This is a genomic window from Pseudoflavonifractor sp. (genome assembly GCF_050943825.1).
GTDB lineage: Bacteria > Bacillota > Clostridia > Oscillospirales > Oscillospiraceae > Pseudoflavonifractor.
Genome location: NZ_JBMNPX010000001.1, coordinates 520,085 through 540,436, shown reverse-complemented (window position 1 = coordinate 540,436; position 20,352 = coordinate 520,085). Strand labels below are relative to the sequence as shown.

The window sequence follows — 20,352 nt, the reverse complement described above, 5'->3', positions numbered from 1 at the left end:
TGAGCATCGAGGACAGAGAAACCTACCAGTGCTACCCCAGCTACAAGACCATCGGCAAGGCGCTGGGTATGAGTGAGAACACCGTGAGCAAGTATGTGCGCAGCCTGGAGGAGAAAGGTCTCATCCGCACCGAGCCGACGATGGTGCGGAGCAAAGGCGGCAGGCCCCTCAACGGGAACCTGCTCTACACCATCCGTCCGATCCAGGCGGCAATCGAATTGTTCTACGAGCGGCAGTTCCGGCAGCTGGAGGAGGATACCGCCCGCCAGAGGGCGATGGCACACCTTGCAGAATCGGCCCGCGAAAGCCCACAGAACGCCCTGTGTACGCCTTTCGGAGCAGAAGCGAGTCCCAGTGCCGCCCCGGGGTTGGAGGCCCGATTTGGCCCGCTTTCGGAGGCGCTTCCGGGGACGAAAGAAAAAGCAGGATAAACGACGGGGTCGCAAGCGCCCCCGTCAGAAGCACCTCTGCCCGCAGTGCGGGCAGTTGCGGGGGCTTTTGCGGGGATTGGAAATGGGGTCAAAATCCGGGCCGTGACGTCATCTCTGCGGTCACAATCCCCAAAAGCCTACTGCCACAAGGAAAAAACAGGGGTCAATCCCCGGAAAGGAGAACATTATGAGCAAAAAAGAGAAATTCCCACTCTACCTGTCGCCGGAGAAAAAGGCCATCCTGGAGCGCCGGTATCAGGAGGACGGGAGCCGGAGTATCACCGCCTTCATTGAACGGGCGGTGGACTTTTACCTGGACTACCTCAGTGCCAACAGCGCCGGACTGTTTCTCCCCACCTCCATCAAGTCCTATCTGGACGGAAGGATGGGACAGCTGGAGGAGCGGCTGTCCTCCATCGCCTTCCGGCAGGCGGTGGAGCAGGACATGGTGGCCGGTATCCTCGCCGACGCGTATCAGTTCAGCAGCGAAGATCTACGCCGACGGCGGGCGGAGAGCGTTCAAAATGTGCGGAAAACCAATGGCCGCATCTCGCTGGAGCAGCGGGTGCGTGGAGCCTGGGAGGAGGACGATGAGTGGCAGGATTGATCGTGAAAAGCCCTTATCTCAAGTGCGGAGGCAGCAGTTCGGTCAGCGGCTATCTGAGGTACATCGGCACACGGGAACGGGTGGAGATCATCCCAGATGACCGTCCGCCCACTCGAAAGCAAGAGCAACTCATCACCAAACTGACAAAGGATTTCCCGGAGGCTAAGGAGCTGGGTGAGTATTCCGATTACAAAGACAAGCCCACCAAGGCCAATGCCTCTGTCTTTATCACCCGAGCGCTGGAGGAAAACTGGTCTCAAGTGCAACAGTCAGACGGCTACATGAAATACATCGCTACTCGGCCTCGTGCGGAACGGCTTGGTGATCACGGGCTCTTTGGTGATGAAGATGCTGTGGACTTGGAGCAGGCCATGCAGGAACTGGATCAGTACAACGGAAATGTGTGGACGCATATCCTCTCACTGAAGCGTGAGGACGCTGCGCGTCTTGGATATGACAATGCCAAAGCATGGCGAAACCTGCTCCGAGCCAATCGCAATGAAATTGCCGCCGCCATGAATATTCAACCGAACCACTGCCGCTGGTACGCTGCCTTCCACGATGAGGGCAAGCATCCCCATGTCCACATGATGGCGTGGTCAACACAGCCGGGAGAAGCGTACCTTACGCGGGACGGAATCCGCAATATCAAATCTACCCTCACCAATCAGATCTTCAAACAGGAGATGCTCCACACCTACGAACAGAAGTCACAGTCGCGGGATGAGCTGGTGCGGGAGGCCCGCCGGGCGATCCGGCAGCTCACCCAGGAGATGACACGAAGCGTCTGTACGGCTCCTGAGATTGAGCAGAAGATGGAGCAACTGGCTGGACAACTGGAAACGGTCAAGGGCAAAAAATCCTATGGCTACCTTCCCAAGTCCGTGAAGAAAACCGTGGACGAGGTAGTGGACAAGCTGGAGGAGCTGCCGGTAGTACGTGAGTGCTACGATCGGTGGTGCAGGCTCCAGGGCGAGGTGGAGAGTTACTACCACGACAAACCCAGAGAACGGAAAAAGCTGTCCCAGGAGAAAGAGTTCCGGCAGATCAAAAACGCTGTCATCCAGGAGGCGGAGCACATCCGTCTTGGTGATATCTCCTTCGAGGATGATGACTTGGCTGAGCATGACGAACCAGAACCGGCGCGTCGTGAGTCCGATGCCTGCCGGGAACTGTGGCGAATCATTGGGAACGAGGACATTTCCCTGGACTACCGTGACCGGGCGGCAGAGAAGTTGGAACAGGTGGCGGAGCGCGGCGACGCCTATGCGCAATACCGAATGGGACAGCTCTACCGGGACGGCCCTCTGCTGATCCCGGACAACCATAAGGCAAAGCACTGGCTCACCCAGGCGGCAAAACAGGGGTTGCCGGAAGCACAGTATGTCCTTGGCAAGCTGCTCCTCTCTGACGATTGGGAAGTGCGGGACCCGGACGAGGGCATCCGCTGGCTGAAACAGGCAGCGGAAAACGGAAGCCACTTTGCCGCTTACCGTCTGGGCAAAGAGTATCTGGAGGGAAACGCCGTCAACAAGGACACCTCCAAAGCGGCGGATTGGTTTACCAAATCGGCGGAGGCAGGCAACCAGTACGCCCAGTACATGGTGGGCAAGCTGTACCTAATGGGACAGGGCCTACCACGGGATCAGGCACAGGCGATGGTGTGGTTTAGCCGTTCCGCGGTCCAGGGAAATCAGTATGCTCAGTTCTTTTTGGAGCAGCGAAACCATCTCCGCACGCCCTCTGTGATGCTGGCGGTCACCCAACTGCTCTACCACATGAGCCGGATCTTCCAGGACAACTCTGTGCCGCCTGCCGTCCCGATGGGCCAGCAGGTGGACCGAAAACTCAGGCGAAAGATCCAGGAGAAGAAAATTGCGATGGGCCACAAGCCGGATGACCATGAGGAGCAGTGGCCTGAGATGACCATGTAAGCGGCGCAGAATATGAGCCGCAAAACAAAGAATAAAATCCCTTCCACGAGAAGGGTAGAAAGGAATCCAATGAAACGATCCAAGTACAACTCTTTCAGCGAACTCCCCCTGATGCTGACCGTGCAGGATGTGGCTGATGTGCTGGGCATCGGACTGGCCCACGCCTACGAGGTCGCCCACCGGCAGGATTTCCCCACCATCACCCTGGGCAGCCGTATCATCGTACCCCGTGATAAGTTCATGGCGTGGATCGACGATCAGGCGGCCAAAAAGACGGAAATATTTTAGTGGCTATTTCAAAGATTCTGTGGTATTTGTTTGTGTTGCCAAGGAGGGATGATCAATGGCAAAGAAACGAGCAAACGGCGAGGGCAGTATCCGTAAAAAGCCCAACGGCCGCTGGGAGGGCAGATACACCCAGGGCATCGACCCAAGCACCGGCCGCGCCATCCAGAAAAGCGTGTCCGCCCGGACGCAGGCCGAATGCAAGGAGAAACTGGCAAAGGCTATCCGGGACAACCGGGGCATCCCGGTGAACCACGACGAGGACTACACCGTGGCGGGGTGGTGCCGGCTGTGGTTTGAAACCTACAGCAAGCCTGTAATCCGCCCCAACACCGCCAAAACCTATGAGAACATGATCGAGAACCACATTGTACCGGCCATCGGGGGAGTAAAACTCAAACGGCTCACTGCCATCCAGATCCAGAAGATGTACAACGATTCCAAGACCAATGGGCGGGTGCAGCGGTTCGAGAAAAAGACCGACACGGCCCTGTCTGGAAGCACGGTGCGGCGCATCCACATGGTGCTCTCCTCGGCGCTGAAACAGGCGGTCAAGGAGCGGATCATTCCCTACAACCCCTGCGACAACTGCCGTATCCCACCCAAGGAGAAAAAGGAGATGGCCATCATCCCGTCGGAGAAACTGGGAGTATATCTCAGCGAGGCGGAAAAGTACGGCGTCCTGCCCATGTTTTTCCTGGAGATGTCCAGCGGCCTGCGGCGGGGGGAACTGCTGGCGCTCCGGTGGGACGACCTGAATGTGAAGGACCGCATCCTCTCGGTGAGCAAGCAGATTACTCGGATCGAAGGGGAGCTGGTGGTGACGGAGCCGAAAACCAAGAACTCCGTCCGCAAGGTGGCGCTGTCCCAGCAGGCCGTGGATATGCTGGTGAAGGAGCATGAACAGCATCCGGACAGCCCCCTCCTGTTCCCGTCGCCCCGCACCGGTGGCTATTGGAGCCCGGACGCAGTGTCCAGGATCAACCGCAAGCTGCTGGCGAAGGCGGGCATTGAGGAGCATGTTCGCTTCCACGATCTGCGCCATACTTTCGCAACCATGGCCCTCTCCAGCGGCGTGGATGTGAAGACCCTGTCCAGTATGCTGGGCCACTACAGCGCCGGGTTCACCCTGGATACCTATACGCATATCACCAATGACATGCAGAGAGGTGCAGCGGAGAAGATCGGCGGCTTCATGGAAACGGCCACGGCCAAGCCAGAGCCGGAACCGCCCGACCCGCCGGAGGAGAGCCGCTGCAAGGTGATACCCTTCGAGAGGGTGAGGTAAGTAATGTAAAACAGCCACAGATAGAGTAGCTTCTATCTGTGGCTGTTCACATTATTGCATATCAAGATTAATAGAATCTATTTCTCTGCTCCTGACGTATATGGTCTTTTTCGTAGGCGGCCATGATTCGCTGATATTCCTTCGGGTTATCATTTTCACAGTCCAGTGTAACAATTTGATCAACGTACGGCTTTAATGGGTCGGGGCTGTACCATGGCTCTTTTATTGTGAGATAAATGATTTTTTTCGTCTTCTGCCGTACTGCCATTTCATGCAGCATTTGAATCTCTTCTGGATTTTTCGTAACGCTTTGCATCGGCCATACAATCATAAAGTCAAACGCATAATTGTCGTATTTATTGCTACTGCTCTTGGTGGATAGATTATCGAAATAGATAGTAAGGTTCGACAATTGCATGGACTCGCCATACTTTTTAGGAACTTTTACTTTGTAAAGACCTGACCAACGGAAGAAACTATCCATCCCATCCTTTGTGGTATGAATAAGAAAGATTAGACCTTTAGACCTCCCTCGATCATTCAGTGCTTTTAGAAGTGCTCGGTGTTTTTCTTCATCGGCTATGCCGCAGATCAATAGCGTTTTCTCTGTCTCATTATTTAGGAAACTTGCAATTTGCTGATAGGCGTTCTCTACATCAGACATGAAAATCCTCCTGATAAAACACTATCATAATGTGTTGGTTGGTGACTTTTTGGCTGTATCTGACAACACAAAAACTACTATAAACATTATAGGCGCGAAAAAGGAAAAACTCAAGTTTCCGTCGTAGCTGTGGCGAAATACCCGAGTTACACCCGTTAGGGATAGGTTAGGGATTTGGCGGTTTCGGAGGCTATCCACACTCATGCTCCCGCCGCTTTTCTGCCCCTGAAACCACCGCTGAACAGCGGTTATCCAAACTGCAAAAACAGAACTAAAAACGCAGAAAAACCGCCTAAATAGGCGGTTTTTCTAAGAAAGGTGGTCCGAGTGACAGGATTCGAACCTGCGGCATCCTGCTCCCAAAGCAGGCGCGCTACCAACTGCGCTACACCCGGATATGAAGTTGTGGGGTGGCCTGGGCGTATTCTCCCAAAGCAAGCGCGCTACCAACTGCGCTACACCCGGTTATGAAATTGTAGAGCGGTCTAAGCCTATTCGCCCAAGATTGACGTCAAAGGAAAGACGAACTGGCAAAGAGCGTTAATAGTATACGATAAAAGAATCGATATTGCAAGAGTACCTTTACAGAAAAGCGTATAATATGATATGATACTAAAGATTTTTAAGCGAGGTGCAGACAGTATGCGAATGCGGAAAAAGCCAAATCTGATTCCGAGAATGGAGCGCTGCGCGGCGTGTCAAATCCGTGACCCTGAGGCCAGACGCGGACACTGGCGCGACCTGATGCCTGAGGCCAAGGAGCTGCGGCTGGAGCTGGGCTGCGGTAAGGGACGGTTTACTGCCGAGACTGCGGCACAGAACCCGGATATTCTCTTCATTGCTGTGGAGCGTGTGCCGGATGCCATGGTGATTGCCATGGAGCGGGTGACGGCTATGGAGCTTCATAATGTATTTTTTGTGGACGGAGATGCGGCCAAGCTGCCTGAATACTTTGCCCCCGGCGAGGTAGACCTCATCTACATTAACTTTTGCGATCCGTGGCCTACTAAGCGGCACGCTAAGCGGCGGCTGACCTTTGTAGCTTTCCTGAAAAAGTACCGCGAGGTCCTGAAGGAGAAGGGGCAGATCCACTTCAAGACGGACAACCGTGATTTGTTTGAGTGGTCCCTCACCCAGTTCCCTCAGGCTGGGTTTGAACTCTCCGAGGTGACCCGGGATCTGCACGCCAACGGTATCTGCGGCGTGATGACTGACTATGAGGAGAAGTTCCACAACCTAGGCACTCCCATCAACCGCTGTGTGGGTACCATGAGGGAGCTTCCGCCTGAACTGCCCAAGGAAGAGCCTGAGGCGGAAGAAGAGGCCGGAGAATAAGTACACCAGAATGTGAAAAAGCGCCTGTGTGGTTTCCAGACCACACAGGCGTTTTTTGTGTGAAAGCTGTGATTAGAGAAGGCAGACCACCTGATACATCAGCAGGAAGTGGCAAACACTGCCCAGAACAATAAACACATGGAAAATCTCGTGGCAGCCAAAATGGGGATTGTCACGACCGGGCCACTTCAGCGCGTAGGACACACCGCCGATGGTATAGAGTACACCGCCGGCCAGCAGCCAGGACAACCCTGCCCAGCCCACGGTCTGATAGAGGGGATAGATTGCCACCACGGCCATCCAGCCCATGGAGATATAGATGGCGGCGGTGAGCTGACGGGGCATGTTAATCCAGCCCATGGTGAGGATGATGCCAGCCAGAGCCAGAACCCAGATGATGGAGAACAGGGCCCAGCCCCAGGCACCTACAGTGCGGAGCACACTAAGACAGATGGGCGTATAGCTGCCGGCAATCAGAAGATAGATGGAGGCATGGTCAAACTTGCGCAGGGCGATGCGGCCGCGGACGCCGGTGTGCAGGCAGTGGTACAGGGTGCTGGCGGTGTAGAGCCCAATCATGGACGCGCCGTAGATGGCAAAGGAGACGATGTGCCAGGCGTCCAGCCCCAGGGTGACGGAACGAATCAGGAGCAGTACGGTCCCCAGTACCGCCAGTGCGGCGCCAATGCCGTGGGTGATGGCAGACCAAGGACGCAGGCCGTCGTAGGGGTTACGGCCTTTCTCCTGAGGGCGGCGGCTGGTTTTTGCAGGAGTGATTCGGGGAACAGAAAATTCAGGATACATCATAAGTTCGTCCATAAAAACCTCCATACGCGTTTACGCGTTTCCCAATATGAGGTATCTCCGCACTGGGCTACGGCGGAGAAAGAGAATACAGTTGTAAGGGGAAAAGATGGTCAGATTGACATGAATAACAGACGTTGCTTTTCTTTGATATAGTATAACACTGAAATTGCGTGATATCAATAGAAAAATGACATAATATAATTTTTAAAATTATATTTAAAAATATGGTAAAATAAGGGGTGAAATTTAAGAGGGTACAAGAGCGGTTTGTACAATTCGTTCAAATTTGACTTTCCATTTCACTGGAATTATGGCATAATGGGGGCAGAACACTGGGAGGGAAGACCATGAAAAAGCGCATAAGACAAATTCTTGTACTGTTGATTACGCTGGTGCTGGCGGCGGGATGCCTAATGACGCCCGCGTTTGCTCAGGAGGAAGAGGGGAAGGTTGCCACCATCCTCTTTACCCATGATATGCACTCCCATCTTTTGCCCGCAGAGCAGGAGGGAGGCGGGGAGTATGGCGGCTTTGCACGGCTGATGACTGCCCTGGAGCAGGAGCGGGCCGAGGCAGAGGCGTCTGGCTATGCCTGCATCACTGTGGACGGCGGCGACTTCTCCATGGGTACGCTGTTCCAGACCATCTACACCACCCAGGCCACTGAGCTGCGCAGCCTGGGGGCGCTTGGATACGATGCCGCCACCTTCGGCAACCACGAGTATGAGTACCGGGCGGATGGACTGGCGAAGATGCTGCGCGCTGCCGCCGAGAGCGGCGACCCGCTGCCCGCGCTGGTCCAGGCCAACTATGTGACGCCCAAGGACCCAGAGGCGGACGCGGAAGTGGTGGAAGCCATGGCTGACTGCGGCGTCACCGATTACGTGATGATCGAGCGAGACGGCGTGCGCTTTGCGGTGTTCGGCGTGATGGGCGAGGACGCGGATGCCTGCGCACCCATGTCCGGCATGGAGTTTGAACCGGTGATTGAGGCAGCCCAACGGGTGGTGGACGAGATTAAGGCCAATGAGGAGTACGACTTCCTCATCTGCCTGTCCCACAGCGGCACCAATCCGGACCCCAAGAAGTCGGAGGATGAGCTGCTGGCCAAAAATGTGGACGGCATCGACTTTATCGTCTCCGGCCACACCCACTCCACCATGCCGGAGCCCAAAATCGTGAACAACACCGTTATCGGCTGTACGGGGGAGTACTGCACCAACCTGGGCAAGGTGACCATCAAAAAGGATGCGGAGGGCAACAACGCGGTTCTGGACTATGAGCTGATTCCCATTGACGAAAATGTGGATGAAGACCCCCAGATTGCCGTACAGGTGGCCAAATACAAGGACTTAGTTGAGACGGAATATCTGTCCCAGTTTGACATGACCTTTGACCAGGTGCTGGCGTACAGTCCCTTTGATTTCACGCCTATCTCCCAGTTTGCACGGGAGCAGGAGGAGGACAGCCTGGGCAACCTGATCACGGATGCCTATATCTATGCCGTCCGGCAGGTGGAGGCGGGCACCAACGCGGCTCCCATTACGGCGGCCTTTGTCAACTCGGGCGTCATCCGGGCCAGCTTTTCTCAGGGAGACATTACAGTGTCCGACGCATTCAACGTCAGCTCCATCGGTTCGGGTGCTGACGGATCGCCGGGTTACCCGCTGATTGACGTGTGGCTCACTGGCAAGGAGCTGAAAACCGTGCTGGAGCTGGACCCGTCGGTGGGGCCCATCTTCTCCGGTGCCCAGCTGTACAGCTCCGGCGTACGCTACAACTTTAATATGAACCGGATGCTGTTCAACCGGGTCACCGACCCGGCACTACTCAGCTCCAACGGCACCACCTCGCCCATTGACGACAACAAGCTCTACCGGGTGGTGACCAACCTCTACTCCAGCCAGATGCTGGGCACCGTGACCGACATGTCCTACGGCATCCTGAAGATTACCCCCAAGGACGAGTGGGGCAACCCCATCACCGATTACGAGGCCCACATCATCCACCTGGAGGACGGATCTGAGCTGAAGGAGTGGTACGCGGTGGCCACCTATCTGGCCTCCTTCACGCCGGAAAATGGTGTGCCCCAGGTGCCCCAGCGGTACGCAGGGCCGGAGGGACGCAAGGTGCGGGATGACAGCGTCAATCCCATCGCTCTGCTCCGCCAGCCCAACTGGATTACCCTGATTGTGCTGGGCGTGGCGCTGCTGCTGGTGGCGCTGGTGGTGTTCATCATCTACCGGGTGGCAACCAGACGCCGCCGCCGTTCCCGCCGCTCCGGTATCCGGAGAGGCTACCGGGGTTACCGAGGCTGAGAAAATCCCAAATTAGAAAGCAGAGAAACTTCCATGAAAGAGAATCAATACGACGACAGCCACTTTTTTGAGCAGTACAGCCACTTCCCCCGCTCGGTGGAGGGGCTGAGTGCCGCCGGAGAGTGGCACGCACTGAAAGCGCTGCTCCCTGACTTCCGGGGCAAGCGGGTGCTGGACCTGGGGTGTGGCTTCGGCTGGCACTGCCGGTACGCCGCCGAGCAGGGCGCTGTCCAGGTACTGGGCATTGACCTGTCGGAGAAGATGCTCTCCCAGGCTGAGGTGCGCAACCCCCACCCCGTGATCACCTACCGCAGGGCGGCCATTGAGGACCTGGACCTGCCCGAAGGCTCCTTTGACGTGGTGCTCAGCTCGCTGGCGCTCCACTATGTGGAGGACCTGGACCAGGTGTGCCGGATGGTGTACCGCCTGCTGACGCCGGGCGGAGCCTTTGTGCTCTCCTGTGAGCACCCCGTGTTCACTGCCAGGGGAGACCAGGAGTGGTACCGGGACGGTGATGGGAACATCCTCCACTGGCCTGTGGACCGCTACTTTGACGAGGGCGCACGGACGGCCCATTTCCTGGGCTGCGACGTGACCAAATACCACCGCACCCTGACCAGCGACGTGGGGGCCCTGCTGAAGGCGGGCTTTGTCCTCACGGATTTGGTGGAGCCCCGGCCCGACCCCAGGCTCATGGATGTGCCCGGCATGGCCGACGAGCTGCGCCGCCCCATGATGCTGATTCTGTCCGGCCGCAAGCCGGCGTAAAAGAGAACAGGAGGCTCCCGGACCGCTCAGGCGGTTCGGGAGCTTCTTTTACTCCTTGGGCTTGGGCCGGAAGATGAGGGCGGCCAGCCAGCTGAAGAAGATGGCGGCGGTAATGCCGCCCGACGCAGCGGTGATGCCGCCGGTGAGGACGCCCAGCACGCCCTGTTCCTCCACCGCCTTGGCCACTCCCTTGGCCAGCAGATAACCGAAGCCGGTGAGGGGCACGGTGGCCCCAGCGCCGCCGAACTCCACCACGTATTTGTACAGCCCCAGGCCGCCCAGCACCACGCCGGAGACCACATAGGTCACCAGGATGCGGGCGGGGGTCAGCTTGGTCTTGTCGATGAGCAGCTGGCCGATGAGGCACAGCAGGCCGCCGCACAGAAAGGCACGGCCGTATTCCCACAGCATTTCCATTGCAATTCCTCCTTTATGCCCTTTCGCAGCCCGGGGCTGCCAGGGCAACCGCGTGGCAGATGGCGGGGATGGACTCCCCCTGCTGGGTGGAGGTGGGGGAGAGAAGGGCGCCGGTGCCGCAGAACAGGAGCCGCTTCCAGCGGCCCTGCTTCAGACCGTCCATCAGATATCCGTTGAGCACCACGGCTGAGCAGCCACATCCGGAGCCGCCGCAGTGGACATCCTGACCCTCCAGGTCATAGATCATGGTGCCGCAGTCGGCCAGGTTGGACAGCTCCACGCCGTCCTGCCGGAACAAGTCCAGTACAATGTCACGGCCCAGCTTGCCCAGGTCGCCGGTGAGAATCAGGTCGTAGCAGGAGGGCTTACGCCCGGTGTCCTGAAGGTGTGCCTTGATGGTCTCGTAGGCGGCGGGAGCCATGGCCGCGCCCATGTTGTTGGCGTCCTTGATGCCCTTGTCCGCGATTTTACCTGTGGTCACATGGGTCACCCGAGGACCGTCCCCCTCTGCGGCCAGGATGGTGCAGCCTGAGCCGGTCACCGTCCACTGGGCGGCGGGGGTACGCTGGCCGCCGTACTCCAGCGGCGTGCGGTACTGACGCTCCGCCGAGCAGAAGTGGGAGGAGGTCATGGCCGCCGTGTGGCTGGCAAAGCCGCCGTCAATCATCAGTGCCGCCAGGGACAGGCTCTCCGCCATGGTGGAACAGGCGCCGTACAGCCCATAGAAGGGAATATCCTGTCCCCGCAGGGCAAAGCCGGTGCCGATGCACTGGTTGAGCAGGTCGCCGGCAAAGATATAGTCCAGGGTGCAGGCCGCCAGCCCCGCCTTGTTCAGCGCCATGGAGAGGGCCAGCCGCTGCATGGCGGTCTCCGCCTTCTCCCAGGTCTTTTCGCCGAAGCTGTCGTCCTGCTCGATGTGGTCGAAAGAGGCCGCCAACGGGCCGTCTCCCTCTTTCTTGCCCACCACGCTGGCGTACCCCGCCACAGCGGGCGGACAGGCCAGCGCCACTGTCTGGGCGCCCATACGCTTTGTCTCCATGCGCTCCACCTCGTATCTTTCAGAAGTGGGCTTAGTTTGAACAAAAAGGGAAGAAAATATAAGTGCGTATTTTGTGGGCGGACATGCTGGTCAAACGGTGATATTTGCGGTATAATGCTATTATCTGCCCGCAACGGCGAAGTGAGGTATTTTTCATGGTACAAGAGAGCAAACGGACGCTGGCCTATATCTGCCCGTCCTGTCATCAGAGTGTGATTGTAGAGCGCAGTGTCTTTCAGCTGGCTGCATCGGCCAATGAGCTGCCCTGTCCCTGCGGTAAGTCCGCCCTCAAGGTGGAGATGATGGGGGACCGGGTGAAGCTGACCGTGCCCTGCCTGTTCTGCCAGACCGAGCACACCGTCACCTGTTCCGCCAAGGCCTTCCTCCACGAGAAGGCGCTGGCCTTTTCCTGCGGCGCGTCCGGTCTGGACTGCTGCTACGTGGGAGAGGAGGGCCCTGTGTTCGCCGCTGTGCGCCGTCTGGAGGAAGCGGTGGACAAGCTGGAACAGGACGCGGGGGAGAAGGGTGCATTTCTGGACGAACTGGTGATGCACGAGGTGCTCTCCGAACTCAAGGATATCGCGGCCAGAGGCGGCATCTCCTGCGCCTGCGGCTCCAAGCAGTGGAAGATGCAGGTCAATTACAGCTCCATCGACCTGTTCTGTGCCGACTGCGGCGCGGCCATGCGTATCCCCGCCGCCACCGCCTCGGACATTGACGACATCTGCTGCAAGAACACCATTGTGATCCACAGCGGGCACTGAACCTGTTCCGCCGCAGATGGATGAGACTGCCGGAGAACGCTCCGGCGGCCTGGGTATACCGGGAAAGGAAGAAAAATCTTGAGCGTTTATTTTGAAGGCACTTACCCTGTGGACTCCAGGGACGTGGACCCCTTTGACCAGTGCCGGCCGTCAGCCCTGCTGGGGATTCTCCAGGAGGCGGCCACCACGGCGGCGGTGGAGCTCCACGTGTCCCGGGATGAGATGATTGCACGGTACAATGTGTTCTGGATGCTCTCCCGCATCTGGTACCGGCTGGACCGGCCCCTCCACTGGAGCGAACCGGTGACGGTGCGCACCTGGCACCGGGGCGGCAAGGGCGCGGCCATGTACCGGGACTTCGACCTGTTCGTGAAGGGAGAGCGTGTGGGGGAGGCGGTGTCCTCCTGGGTGCTGGCCGACCTGGACACCCACAAGCTGTTCCGGCTGAATAACGTGGAGGAGTTCGCAGGCACCGACGGCGGGGAGCTGTGCAAGGAAAAGCGGCTCACCAGCCTGCGGATGCCGGAGGGGCTGGCTCTGGCCGAGCACCGCACCCTCCATTACAGCGACGCCGACATCAACGGCCATGTCAACAACGTTCGCTACGCCGACTTCGCCTGCGACGCCCTCCACCTGGAGCGGCTGGACGGCGGGCAGTATGTGTCTGAGCTTCAGCTATGCTACCTGGCCGAGTGCCGTCCCGGCGAGGCTATCGACCTGCTCACCGGAGCGTCGGAAGGCAGACATCTGGTCCAGGGTATGGGCGAAGAGGGCAAAATCCGCTTCGACGCGGCCCTCACTTTGGCCAACCTGTAAGAATGGATAGGCCGCCTCTTGACAAGACGGCCCGTCCGCCGTAAAATAGGAAAAATTTATTCGGATGGGACAAGTGTCCATTTGCTTTGCAGAGCTCCCTGCACATGGAGTTTTATCCCGTACGCCGAGTGAAAATTCACTGGAAAAGATAAAGGAGATGCGATATGGTCAATACCGATGAGCGACAGAAGTTTACCAAGCAGGGTCTGACCTTTGACGACGTGCTGCTGGTCCCCGCAGAGAGCGATGTGCTCCCCGCCGACATCGACCTGCACACCAATCTGACCAAGAAGATTCAGCTGAATATCCCTCTCATGAGCGCCGCCATGGATACCGTCACCGAGTACCGCATGGCCATCGCCATTGCCCGTGAGGGCGGCATCGGCATCATCCACAAGAATATGTCCATCGGCCAGCAGGCTGAGCAGGTGGACATGGTCAAGCGCAGCGAGAACGGCGTTATCACCAACCCCTTCTGGCTGGCCCCCGGCCACACCCTGGCCGAGGCGGATGAGCTGATGGCCAAGTACCGCATCTCCGGCGTGCCCATCTGCGACAACGGAAAGCTCATCGGCATCATCACCAACCGTGATATGAAGTTCGAGGTGGACATGTCCCAGCTCATCGACAACGTGATGACCAAGGACCACCTGGTCACCGCCAAAGAGGGCATCACCCTGGAGGAGGCCAAGGAGATCCTGCGCAAGCACAAGATCGAGAAGCTCCCTCTGGTGGACGACGAGTTCCGCCTGAAGGGCCTCATCACCATCAAGGACATCGAGAAGGCCACCGTGTACCCCAACTCCGCCCGTGATGCCAAGGGCCGCCTGCTGGTGGGCGCCGCCATCGGCGTGACCAGCGACGTGCTGGATCGTGTTGCCGCTCTGGTGGAGGCCGGCGCCGACGTACTCTGCCTGGACTCCGCCCACGGCCACAGCCACAACATCATCGACTGCGTCAAGCGCATCAAGGCCCTGTACCCCGACGTACAGCTCATCGCCGGCAACGTGGCCACCGCGGAGGGTACCCGCGCCCTCATCGAGGCCGGCGCCGACTGCGTGAAGATCGGTATCGGCCCCGGCTCCATCTGCACCACCCGCGTGGTGGCCGGTATCGGCGTGCCCCAGATTACCGCCGTGTACGACGCCGCCTGCGTGGCTGACAAGTACGGCATTCCCATCATCGCCGACGGCGGCGTGAAGTACTCCGGCGACATCGCCAAGGCCATTGCCGCCGGCGCCAACGTGGTCATGCTGGGCTCCCTGCTGGCCGGCTGCGAGGAGTCCCCCGGCGACACCGAGGTCTACCAGGGCCGTCAGTTCAAGGTCTACCGCGGCATGGGCTCCCTGGGCGCCATGGCCAAGGGCTCCAAGGACCGCTACTTCCAGCAGAACAACAAGAAGCTGGTTCCCGAAGGCGTGGAGGGCCGCGTGCCTTACAAGGGCTCCACCTCCGACACCATCTATCAGATGATGGGCGGCCTGCGTGCCGGTATGGGCTACTGCGGCTGCGCCACCGTGTCCGACCTGCAGAAGAAGGCCCAGTTCATCCAGATTACCGCTGCCGGTCTCAAGGAGAGCCACCCCCACGACGTGTATATCACCAAGGAGGCTCCCAACTACACCATCAGCGCCCAGTAACAAAAGTAACACAAAGAAAAAGTACCCGTACCGCTCCGGTACGGGTACTTTTCTGCACTTTTTCAGAGCGTGACCGGGAACGACAAAGAAAACTCTTGCAATTTGGAAACAGATAGGTTACAATATGGTAACAAAAAGTTTCCGAATGGAAACGGCATGAGGAGTGGACACATGAAGAAGCGTTTTTCCTGCGCCTTACTCGGACTTGCACTGATGATTGGCCTCAGCGGTCACGCGCTGGCGGCTGAAGATATCACCGCCCCTGTGGTGGTGGACGGCGTGGAGCAGACCAATTTCTGCGCCACCCAGTATGGTGATACTACCTACACCTCCTTCTACGGCGTCACCCTGGCCCTCCGGCCCGACGCGGTCATCACCTGGGAGAACAACCAGCTGGTGGCCCGGGCGGATGACTTCACCATGTACGCCCGCATCGGCACCAATTTCCTGGTCATCAACGACCGGTACCTGTACATCCCCGACGGCGTGAAGGTGGACGACACCGGCGACACCCTGGTGCCCACCCGTGTGCTGGCCACCGCTCTGGGCGCCACCATCAGCTGGGAAAACGGTAACGTGACCTACACCGCTGCCGGCACCCCGCTTGCCTCCGGCAGCACCTACTACGACGCCGCCACCGTGGACCTGCTGGCCCGGGTCATCACCCACGAGAGCGGCAACCAGCCCCTGGAGGGCAAGATTGCCGTAGGCAACGTCATCCTCAACCGGGTGGCCAGCCCCTCTTTCCCCAACACGGTGGCTGAGGTGCTCAGCCAGCCCAACCAGTTCCCCGGCGCCACCGACTGCGTGGCCAACAGCGAGTCCATCCTGGCCGCCAAGCTCTGCCTGGAGGGCGCCATGGAGGCGCCCGGTGCCTACTGGTTTAACGGCGCCGGCATCTCCTGCTGGGCCTCCAACAACAAGAGCCACATCGTCACCATCGGCGGACATTCCTTCTACGGTTAACAGTACGGCGGTCTCCCATTCGGGAGGCCGCTGTTTTTTGTGCTTGACTTTCCCTGCGGAACATGGTAGTTCTTTCACTGAACGACGAAACTGTACCCGGCGGACACGCCGGAGGAGGAGAACAGATATGAACCTGATGATTGCCTCGGATATCCACGGCTCCGCCCGGTACTGCCGGGACCTGCTGGCCGCCTTTGACCGGGAGGGCGCCGATCGCCTGGTGCTGCTGGGGGACCTGCTGTACCACGGCCCCCGCAACGACCTGCCCGACGAGTACGCCCCCAAGGAGGTCATCACCCTGCTGAACGAGCGCAAGAGCCGCCTGCTGTGCGTCCGGGGCAACTGCGAGGCCGAGGTGGACCAGATGGTGCTGGAATTCCCCGTGCTGGCCGACTACGCCATCCTCTGGGCGGGGGAGCGGATGATCTTCGCCACCCACGGACACCACCACCACAAAAACGCCATGCCGCATCTTCAGCCCGGCGACATCCTGCTCCACGGCCATACCCACATCCCCGCCTGGGAGCCGGTGGGGGAGAACCTGTACCTGAACCCCGGCTCCGTGTCCATTCCCAAGGAGGGGAGCGAGAGAGGCTACATGACCTTTGACGGCAAGACCTTCCTGTGGAAGAATCTGTCTGGTCAGGTCTACCACACCCTCAGCCTGTAAACACCACAGTGAGCACGGGTTCCCGGCAGAGCATTTTTTTCCAATGCTCTGCCGGGAACCTTTTATATCCGCCGTGCATCTATTAAGTGTCCGGACAATGAAAACATGAGTAGGTGACACCATGGAGATGATCAAAGCCGTGCCCGCCGCCGGGGCGCGGGAGCGGTTCGCCGCCGCTGCCCAGGCCCATACCCGGTCCATGTACCGGGCGGCCCGGGCCATCCTGGACAGCGACACCGACGCCGAGGACGCGGTGTCCGAAGCGCTGCTGCGGGCCTGGCAGGCCTTCGGCAGGCTGAAAAGCGAGGAGGCGCTCAAGGGCTGGCTGCTGAAAATCACGGTCAACTGCGCCCGGGAGCAGCGGCGGAAGGGGGCCAGGGTGACCTATACCGACGACCTGGAACCCCTGGCGGGCAGCATGGAGGACAGACAGTACGACGGCCTGTGGGACGCGGTTCTGGCCCTGCCGGAGGACCAGCGGACGGCGGTGGTCCTGTTCTACTACGAGGATATGACGCTGACCCAGATCGCTTCGGTGCTGGGCGTGGCCCAGGGGACGGTCAAGTCCCGGTTGTGCCGGGCCAGAGGCCGCCTGCGGGAGATGCTGAAGGAGGAGCTATGAACGAGTTTGATATGCGGATGAAGGAGCGTGCCCGGCGGGAGGACTGTCCCATCCCCGAGGGCTTCGACAGACGGATAGACGCAGCCCTGGAGCAGCTGCCCCAGGCTGCCCCCAGGAGAGGCAGACGGTTCTATCGCATCGTGGCCGCCGCTGCGGTGCTGTGCGTTCTGGCCACAGCGGCGGGTGCTGTGGGCGCGGTTCTGCGGCAGACCCAGGTCCACTTTTTCCGGGACGAGGAGGAGCTGCTGGCGGCCATGGAGGAGGACAAGAGCGGCGGCCTGAACGGCTATTACATTCCCCACGGCGGTCAGGACTTCGACCCGGCTTCCCTGGCGAAAGAGAACGAGGAGGCGTGGAACGACTACGCCGGAGGTACCATCGCCGAGGAGCGGCAGGGCACGGAGGCTGACGGCTGGACCGACATGCGCGCCTGGGAGTTCATGAAAGGGGAGGTGCCCTATCAGGCGGAGATGTACCGGGCGGAGCGGCTGTCCGACCTGAACGGCCTGCGGGACGGCCCCGGCTGGGATGTGAGCTGGCTGGAGGAGCACTATGACACAAGGCCCGGTACCTGCGTATACCACACCGAGACCGACATGGAGACCGGCGAACTGACCTATGAGTCCTTTATCGGCGGATTTGAGGGCGAAGACGGGACGTCCTTCAACGTGGAGTGCAGCTGGTTCTATCAGTACGAGATGGAGGAGGACCGGTATGAGGTGGCCGACGGCGTACACTATGTGACAGCCGACGGCGTCACCGTGGCCATCACCATGTGGACCACAGCCAGCGGACAGCAGCGCTTCGACGCCAGCGTCTACTCCGGCCACATGGCGTGGTACATGCAGGGCACCGGGCTGGAGCTGGAGGAGATCCAGACTCTGGCCGACCACATGGGTCTGGCGGCCCTGTGCGAGTATACCTGACAACGGCTGAGTGTGAGCCTGCAGAATTCCGGGCGCAGTAATGCGCCCGGAATTTTTGCGTTGTCTGTAACAATCCGGGCGGATGCCGCGTGTAATAGGCAGAACAGAAGAAGGAGGCGGTGAATATGGAACGGGAAGAGGCGGCGCGGCTGGTGGAGACCCACGGTCAGGCGGTGTACCGGCTGGCCTATGCCCGTACCGGCAGCCGGGAGGACGCCGAGGACATCACCCAGGAGACCTTTCTCCGGCTGGTGTGGGCGGCGCCTGTGTTCCGGGACGAGGCCCACTGCCGGGCCTGGCTGCTCCACGTGGCCATGAACTGCACCCGGAGCCTGTTCCGCAGGCCGTGGCGCAGGCGGGACCTGCCCCTGGAGGAGGCGGCAAACGCCGCCGCGCCGGAGGGGGAGCGGGGGGATGTGCTGGAGGCGGTGCTGAACCTGCCGGAGCAGTACCGGGCGCCGGTGCATCTCTTCTACTACGAGGACCTGACTGTGGAGCAGATTGCAAAAATTATGGGGCTGCGGGAGGGCGCGGTCCGCACCCGGCTGAGCCGTGCCAGAGGAATGCTGCGCGACATGCTGAAGGAGGATGAGGAGCATGCTTGAACGGGAATACCGCAGGGAGATGGACGCCGTAGTCCTGACGGCGGAGCAGAAGGAGAAGCTGGTGGATATGATGACGGGAACGGCGAGAGCGCCCCGGGCAATCCGGGCGGGCAGGACCGTTCTGGTGGCCGCGGCGGTGTGCGCTGTGCTGGCCGCATCCGCCCTGGCCTATGTCGCCGGCGCGCTGGACTTCCTGAAGGGCAGGGAGGAGTATCAGTTCCTGGGCCAGGCGGCCCTCTATGAGGACTGCGCCCAACGGGTCGACCTGTCCGCCACGGCGGACAACGGAGACACCCTGACCATCGAGTACACGGCCATGGACGAGAATTTCTGCACCGTGTTTTACACCCTTGAGACGGCAGAGCCCATGGAGGTCTGGTCCCAGCGGGAGCATCTGCCCATCTCGCCGGACGCGCCCGACCTCTGGCAGGCTATGGGCCTGGAGCCCAGCTTCACCCTGGAGGCGGACGGGGTGGTGCTGACCGGCGGGCAGGACGGGCAGCAGTACCTGCTGGACGCCAACACCCTGGTGGGCATGTCGCGGCTGCCCCTGAACCGGGCCGGGGCCCTGGAGAACGGGAAGACCGTTACCCTGAGGGCGGAGGCCCCCCTGGGGGACTGGGACGGCGTGTCCGACCGGGAAGAGGCCGGCCAGTGGAGCTTTACCCTGACGGCAGAGCCCATGGAGGCACAGACCTACACCCTCTCCACCCCGGCGGCACTGGGGGAGCGGCAGGTGGAGTCCCTGAGCGTCACAGTCTCCCCGCTGGGCACGGTGCTGCGGGCCCGTGTGACGGTGCCCGAGGAATACCGGGCGGAGCCGGACCTGTGGGGCGGCCTGGGCTGGTTTGTGGTCCGGGATGAGGACGGCAGATACTATCCCTACGATGCGCTGACCTCGGCACTGTCGGAGGACGGCACCGCCTGGGAGGAGTCCTATATCCTTTATGGCTTGGAGGACGCGGAGACGCTGGAGCTGCTGACGGCAGAGCTGGATGGCGAGTTTGTCACCGTGGGCCTGGAGGACCTGCCCTGGCAGGGAGAGGGCGGCTATACCTTTGCCTCCTTCACGGTGGAGGAGGGCCAGATGACCCTCCGGCTGGAGCCGGACGGCGTGGTGGGCAGCACCGGCTACTGCGGCAGCGTGGCCTATTTCCTGCGTCGTGAAGCCGGGGCGGATGAGCTGCCCCAGGGTTTCCGGGAGGATGAGAGCGGAAGGCTGTTCTACGGCGACGGAGCCCCCGACATCTACCAGAACAGCTACACCGACTGGCGGGACGGCAGCGTCACCGTCACCTGGTCCCTGGACGAGGCCGCACAGGCCCAGGCGGAGGAGCTGACCGGGCTGGAGCTCTACGTGGAGACTTATGTGCCGCAGGAGGGGACAGGCGTCCTGCTTGCGCTGACAAAGTGAAGAAAAATCAGGAAAGGGCGCCCGCCGGATATCCGG

21 protein-coding genes and 1 tRNA gene are annotated in these 20,352 nt (G+C 59.9%); 17 read left to right on the top strand and 5 right to left on the bottom strand.

Going from position 1 to position 20,352, the window contains the following annotated elements; genetic code table 11:
- The 5 genes from ACOX7T_RS02460 to ACOX7T_RS02440 all read left to right on the top strand — a co-directional run.
- Positions 1-431 (top strand): helix-turn-helix domain-containing protein (locus ACOX7T_RS02460; protein WP_433439558.1); only part of this gene is annotated, 431 nt, incomplete at its 5' end.
- Positions 432-618: 187 nt separating this feature from the next.
- Positions 619-1,038 carry a hypothetical protein gene (locus ACOX7T_RS02455; RefSeq protein ID WP_433439556.1) on the top strand — a complete coding sequence of 140 codons (420 nt, stop codon included), beginning with the start codon at positions 619-621 and terminating at the stop codon, positions 1,036-1,038.
- Positions 1,026-2,972 (top strand): MobP3 family relaxase, encoded by a 1,947-nt coding sequence (gene mobP3 / locus ACOX7T_RS02450; protein WP_433439554.1) that lies wholly within the window; start codon positions 1,026-1,028, stop codon positions 2,970-2,972. Before ACOX7T_RS02455 ends, mobP3 begins: the two co-directional genes overlap by 13 nt.
- 69 nt (positions 2,973-3,041) lie before the next feature.
- On the top strand, positions 3,042-3,260 hold the full coding sequence (locus tag ACOX7T_RS02445) for a helix-turn-helix domain-containing protein (RefSeq protein ID WP_087373467.1): 219 nt from the start codon (positions 3,042-3,044) through the stop codon (positions 3,258-3,260).
- 55 nt (positions 3,261-3,315) lie between these two features.
- Positions 3,316-4,545: a tyrosine-type recombinase/integrase gene (locus tag ACOX7T_RS02440; protein WP_433439552.1), complete on the top strand. Its 1,230-nt coding sequence runs from the start codon at positions 3,316-3,318 to the stop codon at positions 4,543-4,545.
- Positions 4,546-4,612: 67 nt separating this feature from the next.
- On the opposite strand, the gene ACOX7T_RS02435 is transcribed toward ACOX7T_RS02440, so the two are convergent.
- Together ACOX7T_RS02435 and ACOX7T_RS02430 are read right to left on the bottom strand one after the other, a co-directional pair.
- Positions 4,613-5,209 (bottom strand): hypothetical protein, encoded by a 597-nt coding sequence (locus ACOX7T_RS02435; protein ID WP_433439550.1) that lies wholly within the window; start codon positions 5,207-5,209, stop codon positions 4,613-4,615.
- Between the two features lie 319 nt (positions 5,210-5,528).
- Positions 5,529-5,604, bottom strand: a tRNA-Pro gene (locus ACOX7T_RS02430).
- A gap of 247 nt (positions 5,605-5,851) precedes the next feature.
- Here ACOX7T_RS02430 and trmB point away from each other — a divergent pair.
- On the top strand, positions 5,852-6,544 hold the full coding sequence (trmB, locus tag ACOX7T_RS02425; protein ID WP_433439548.1) for a tRNA (guanosine(46)-N7)-methyltransferase TrmB: 693 nt from the start codon (positions 5,852-5,854) through the stop codon (positions 6,542-6,544).
- A gap of 72 nt (positions 6,545-6,616) precedes the next feature.
- Here the strand turns inward: trmB and trhA are convergent, their stop codons facing one another.
- Complete coding sequence (gene trhA, locus ACOX7T_RS02420; protein ID WP_433439546.1) at positions 6,617-7,363, bottom strand: PAQR family membrane homeostasis protein TrhA; 747 nt, start codon at positions 7,361-7,363, stop codon at positions 6,617-6,619.
- A gap of 335 nt (positions 7,364-7,698) precedes the next feature.
- Here trhA and ACOX7T_RS02415 point away from each other — a divergent pair, with 335 nt between their 5' ends.
- A complete protein-coding gene (locus tag ACOX7T_RS02415; protein ID WP_433439544.1) occupies positions 7,699-9,669 on the top strand; it encodes a bifunctional metallophosphatase/5'-nucleotidase in 1,971 nt (656 codons plus the stop codon).
- Positions 9,670-9,702: 33 nt separating this feature from the next.
- Positions 9,703-10,437 carry a class I SAM-dependent methyltransferase gene (locus ACOX7T_RS02410; RefSeq protein WP_433439542.1) on the top strand — a complete coding sequence of 245 codons (735 nt, stop codon included), beginning with the start codon at positions 9,703-9,705 and terminating at the stop codon, positions 10,435-10,437.
- A 48-nt stretch (positions 10,438-10,485) separates the two neighbouring features.
- On the opposite strand, the gene spoVAE is transcribed toward ACOX7T_RS02410, so the two are convergent.
- Positions 10,486-10,854: a stage V sporulation protein AE gene (gene spoVAE, locus ACOX7T_RS02405; RefSeq protein ID WP_433439540.1), complete on the bottom strand. Its 369-nt coding sequence runs from the start codon at positions 10,852-10,854 to the stop codon at positions 10,486-10,488.
- A 13-nt stretch (positions 10,855-10,867) separates the two neighbouring features.
- Positions 10,868-11,893 (bottom strand): stage V sporulation protein AD, encoded by a 1,026-nt coding sequence (spoVAD, locus tag ACOX7T_RS02400; protein ID WP_433439538.1) that lies wholly within the window; start codon positions 11,891-11,893, stop codon positions 10,868-10,870.
- A gap of 155 nt (positions 11,894-12,048) precedes the next feature.
- On the opposite strand from spoVAD, the gene ACOX7T_RS02395 reads away from it, so the two are divergent.
- The 9 genes from ACOX7T_RS02395 to ACOX7T_RS02355 all read left to right on the top strand — a co-directional run bounded on the left by ACOX7T_RS02395 (position 12,049) and on the right by ACOX7T_RS02355 (position 20,316).
- The gene (locus tag ACOX7T_RS02395; RefSeq protein ID WP_433439536.1) at positions 12,049-12,657 is read left to right on the top strand and encodes a hypothetical protein; all 609 of its coding nucleotides are present in this window, start codon (positions 12,049-12,051) and stop codon (positions 12,655-12,657) included.
- Between the two features lie 78 nt (positions 12,658-12,735).
- Positions 12,736-13,473: an acyl-[acyl-carrier-protein] thioesterase gene (locus tag ACOX7T_RS02390; protein ID WP_433439534.1), complete on the top strand. Its 738-nt coding sequence runs from the start codon at positions 12,736-12,738 to the stop codon at positions 13,471-13,473.
- 164 nt (positions 13,474-13,637) lie between these two features.
- Positions 13,638-15,113, top strand: coding sequence for an IMP dehydrogenase (gene guaB / locus ACOX7T_RS02385; RefSeq protein WP_433439532.1), 1,476 nt, complete (start codon positions 13,638-13,640; stop codon positions 15,111-15,113).
- A gap of 171 nt (positions 15,114-15,284) precedes the next feature.
- On the top strand, positions 15,285-16,079 hold the full coding sequence (locus ACOX7T_RS02380; protein WP_433439530.1) for a cell wall hydrolase: 795 nt from the start codon (positions 15,285-15,287) through the stop codon (positions 16,077-16,079).
- A 127-nt stretch (positions 16,080-16,206) separates the two neighbouring features.
- Positions 16,207-16,749, top strand: coding sequence for a phosphodiesterase (gene yfcE, locus ACOX7T_RS02375; protein ID WP_433439528.1), 543 nt, complete (start codon positions 16,207-16,209; stop codon positions 16,747-16,749).
- A gap of 121 nt (positions 16,750-16,870) precedes the next feature.
- Positions 16,871-17,371, top strand: a complete 501-nt coding sequence (locus ACOX7T_RS02370) for an RNA polymerase sigma factor (protein ID WP_433439526.1) — start codon at positions 16,871-16,873, stop codon at positions 17,369-17,371.
- Positions 17,368-18,297: a hypothetical protein gene (locus tag ACOX7T_RS02365; protein ID WP_433439524.1), complete on the top strand. Its 930-nt coding sequence runs from the start codon at positions 17,368-17,370 to the stop codon at positions 18,295-18,297. Before ACOX7T_RS02370 ends, ACOX7T_RS02365 begins: the two co-directional genes overlap by 4 nt.
- 125 nt (positions 18,298-18,422) lie before the next feature.
- Positions 18,423-18,902: an RNA polymerase sigma factor gene (locus ACOX7T_RS02360; RefSeq protein WP_433439523.1), complete on the top strand. Its 480-nt coding sequence runs from the start codon at positions 18,423-18,425 to the stop codon at positions 18,900-18,902.
- Positions 18,895-20,316 carry a DUF4179 domain-containing protein gene (locus ACOX7T_RS02355; protein WP_433439521.1) on the top strand — a complete coding sequence of 474 codons (1,422 nt, stop codon included), beginning with the start codon at positions 18,895-18,897 and terminating at the stop codon, positions 20,314-20,316. The genes ACOX7T_RS02360 and ACOX7T_RS02355 overlap by 8 nt, the downstream gene beginning before the upstream one ends.
- Positions 20,317-20,352 lie beyond the last annotated feature (36 nt).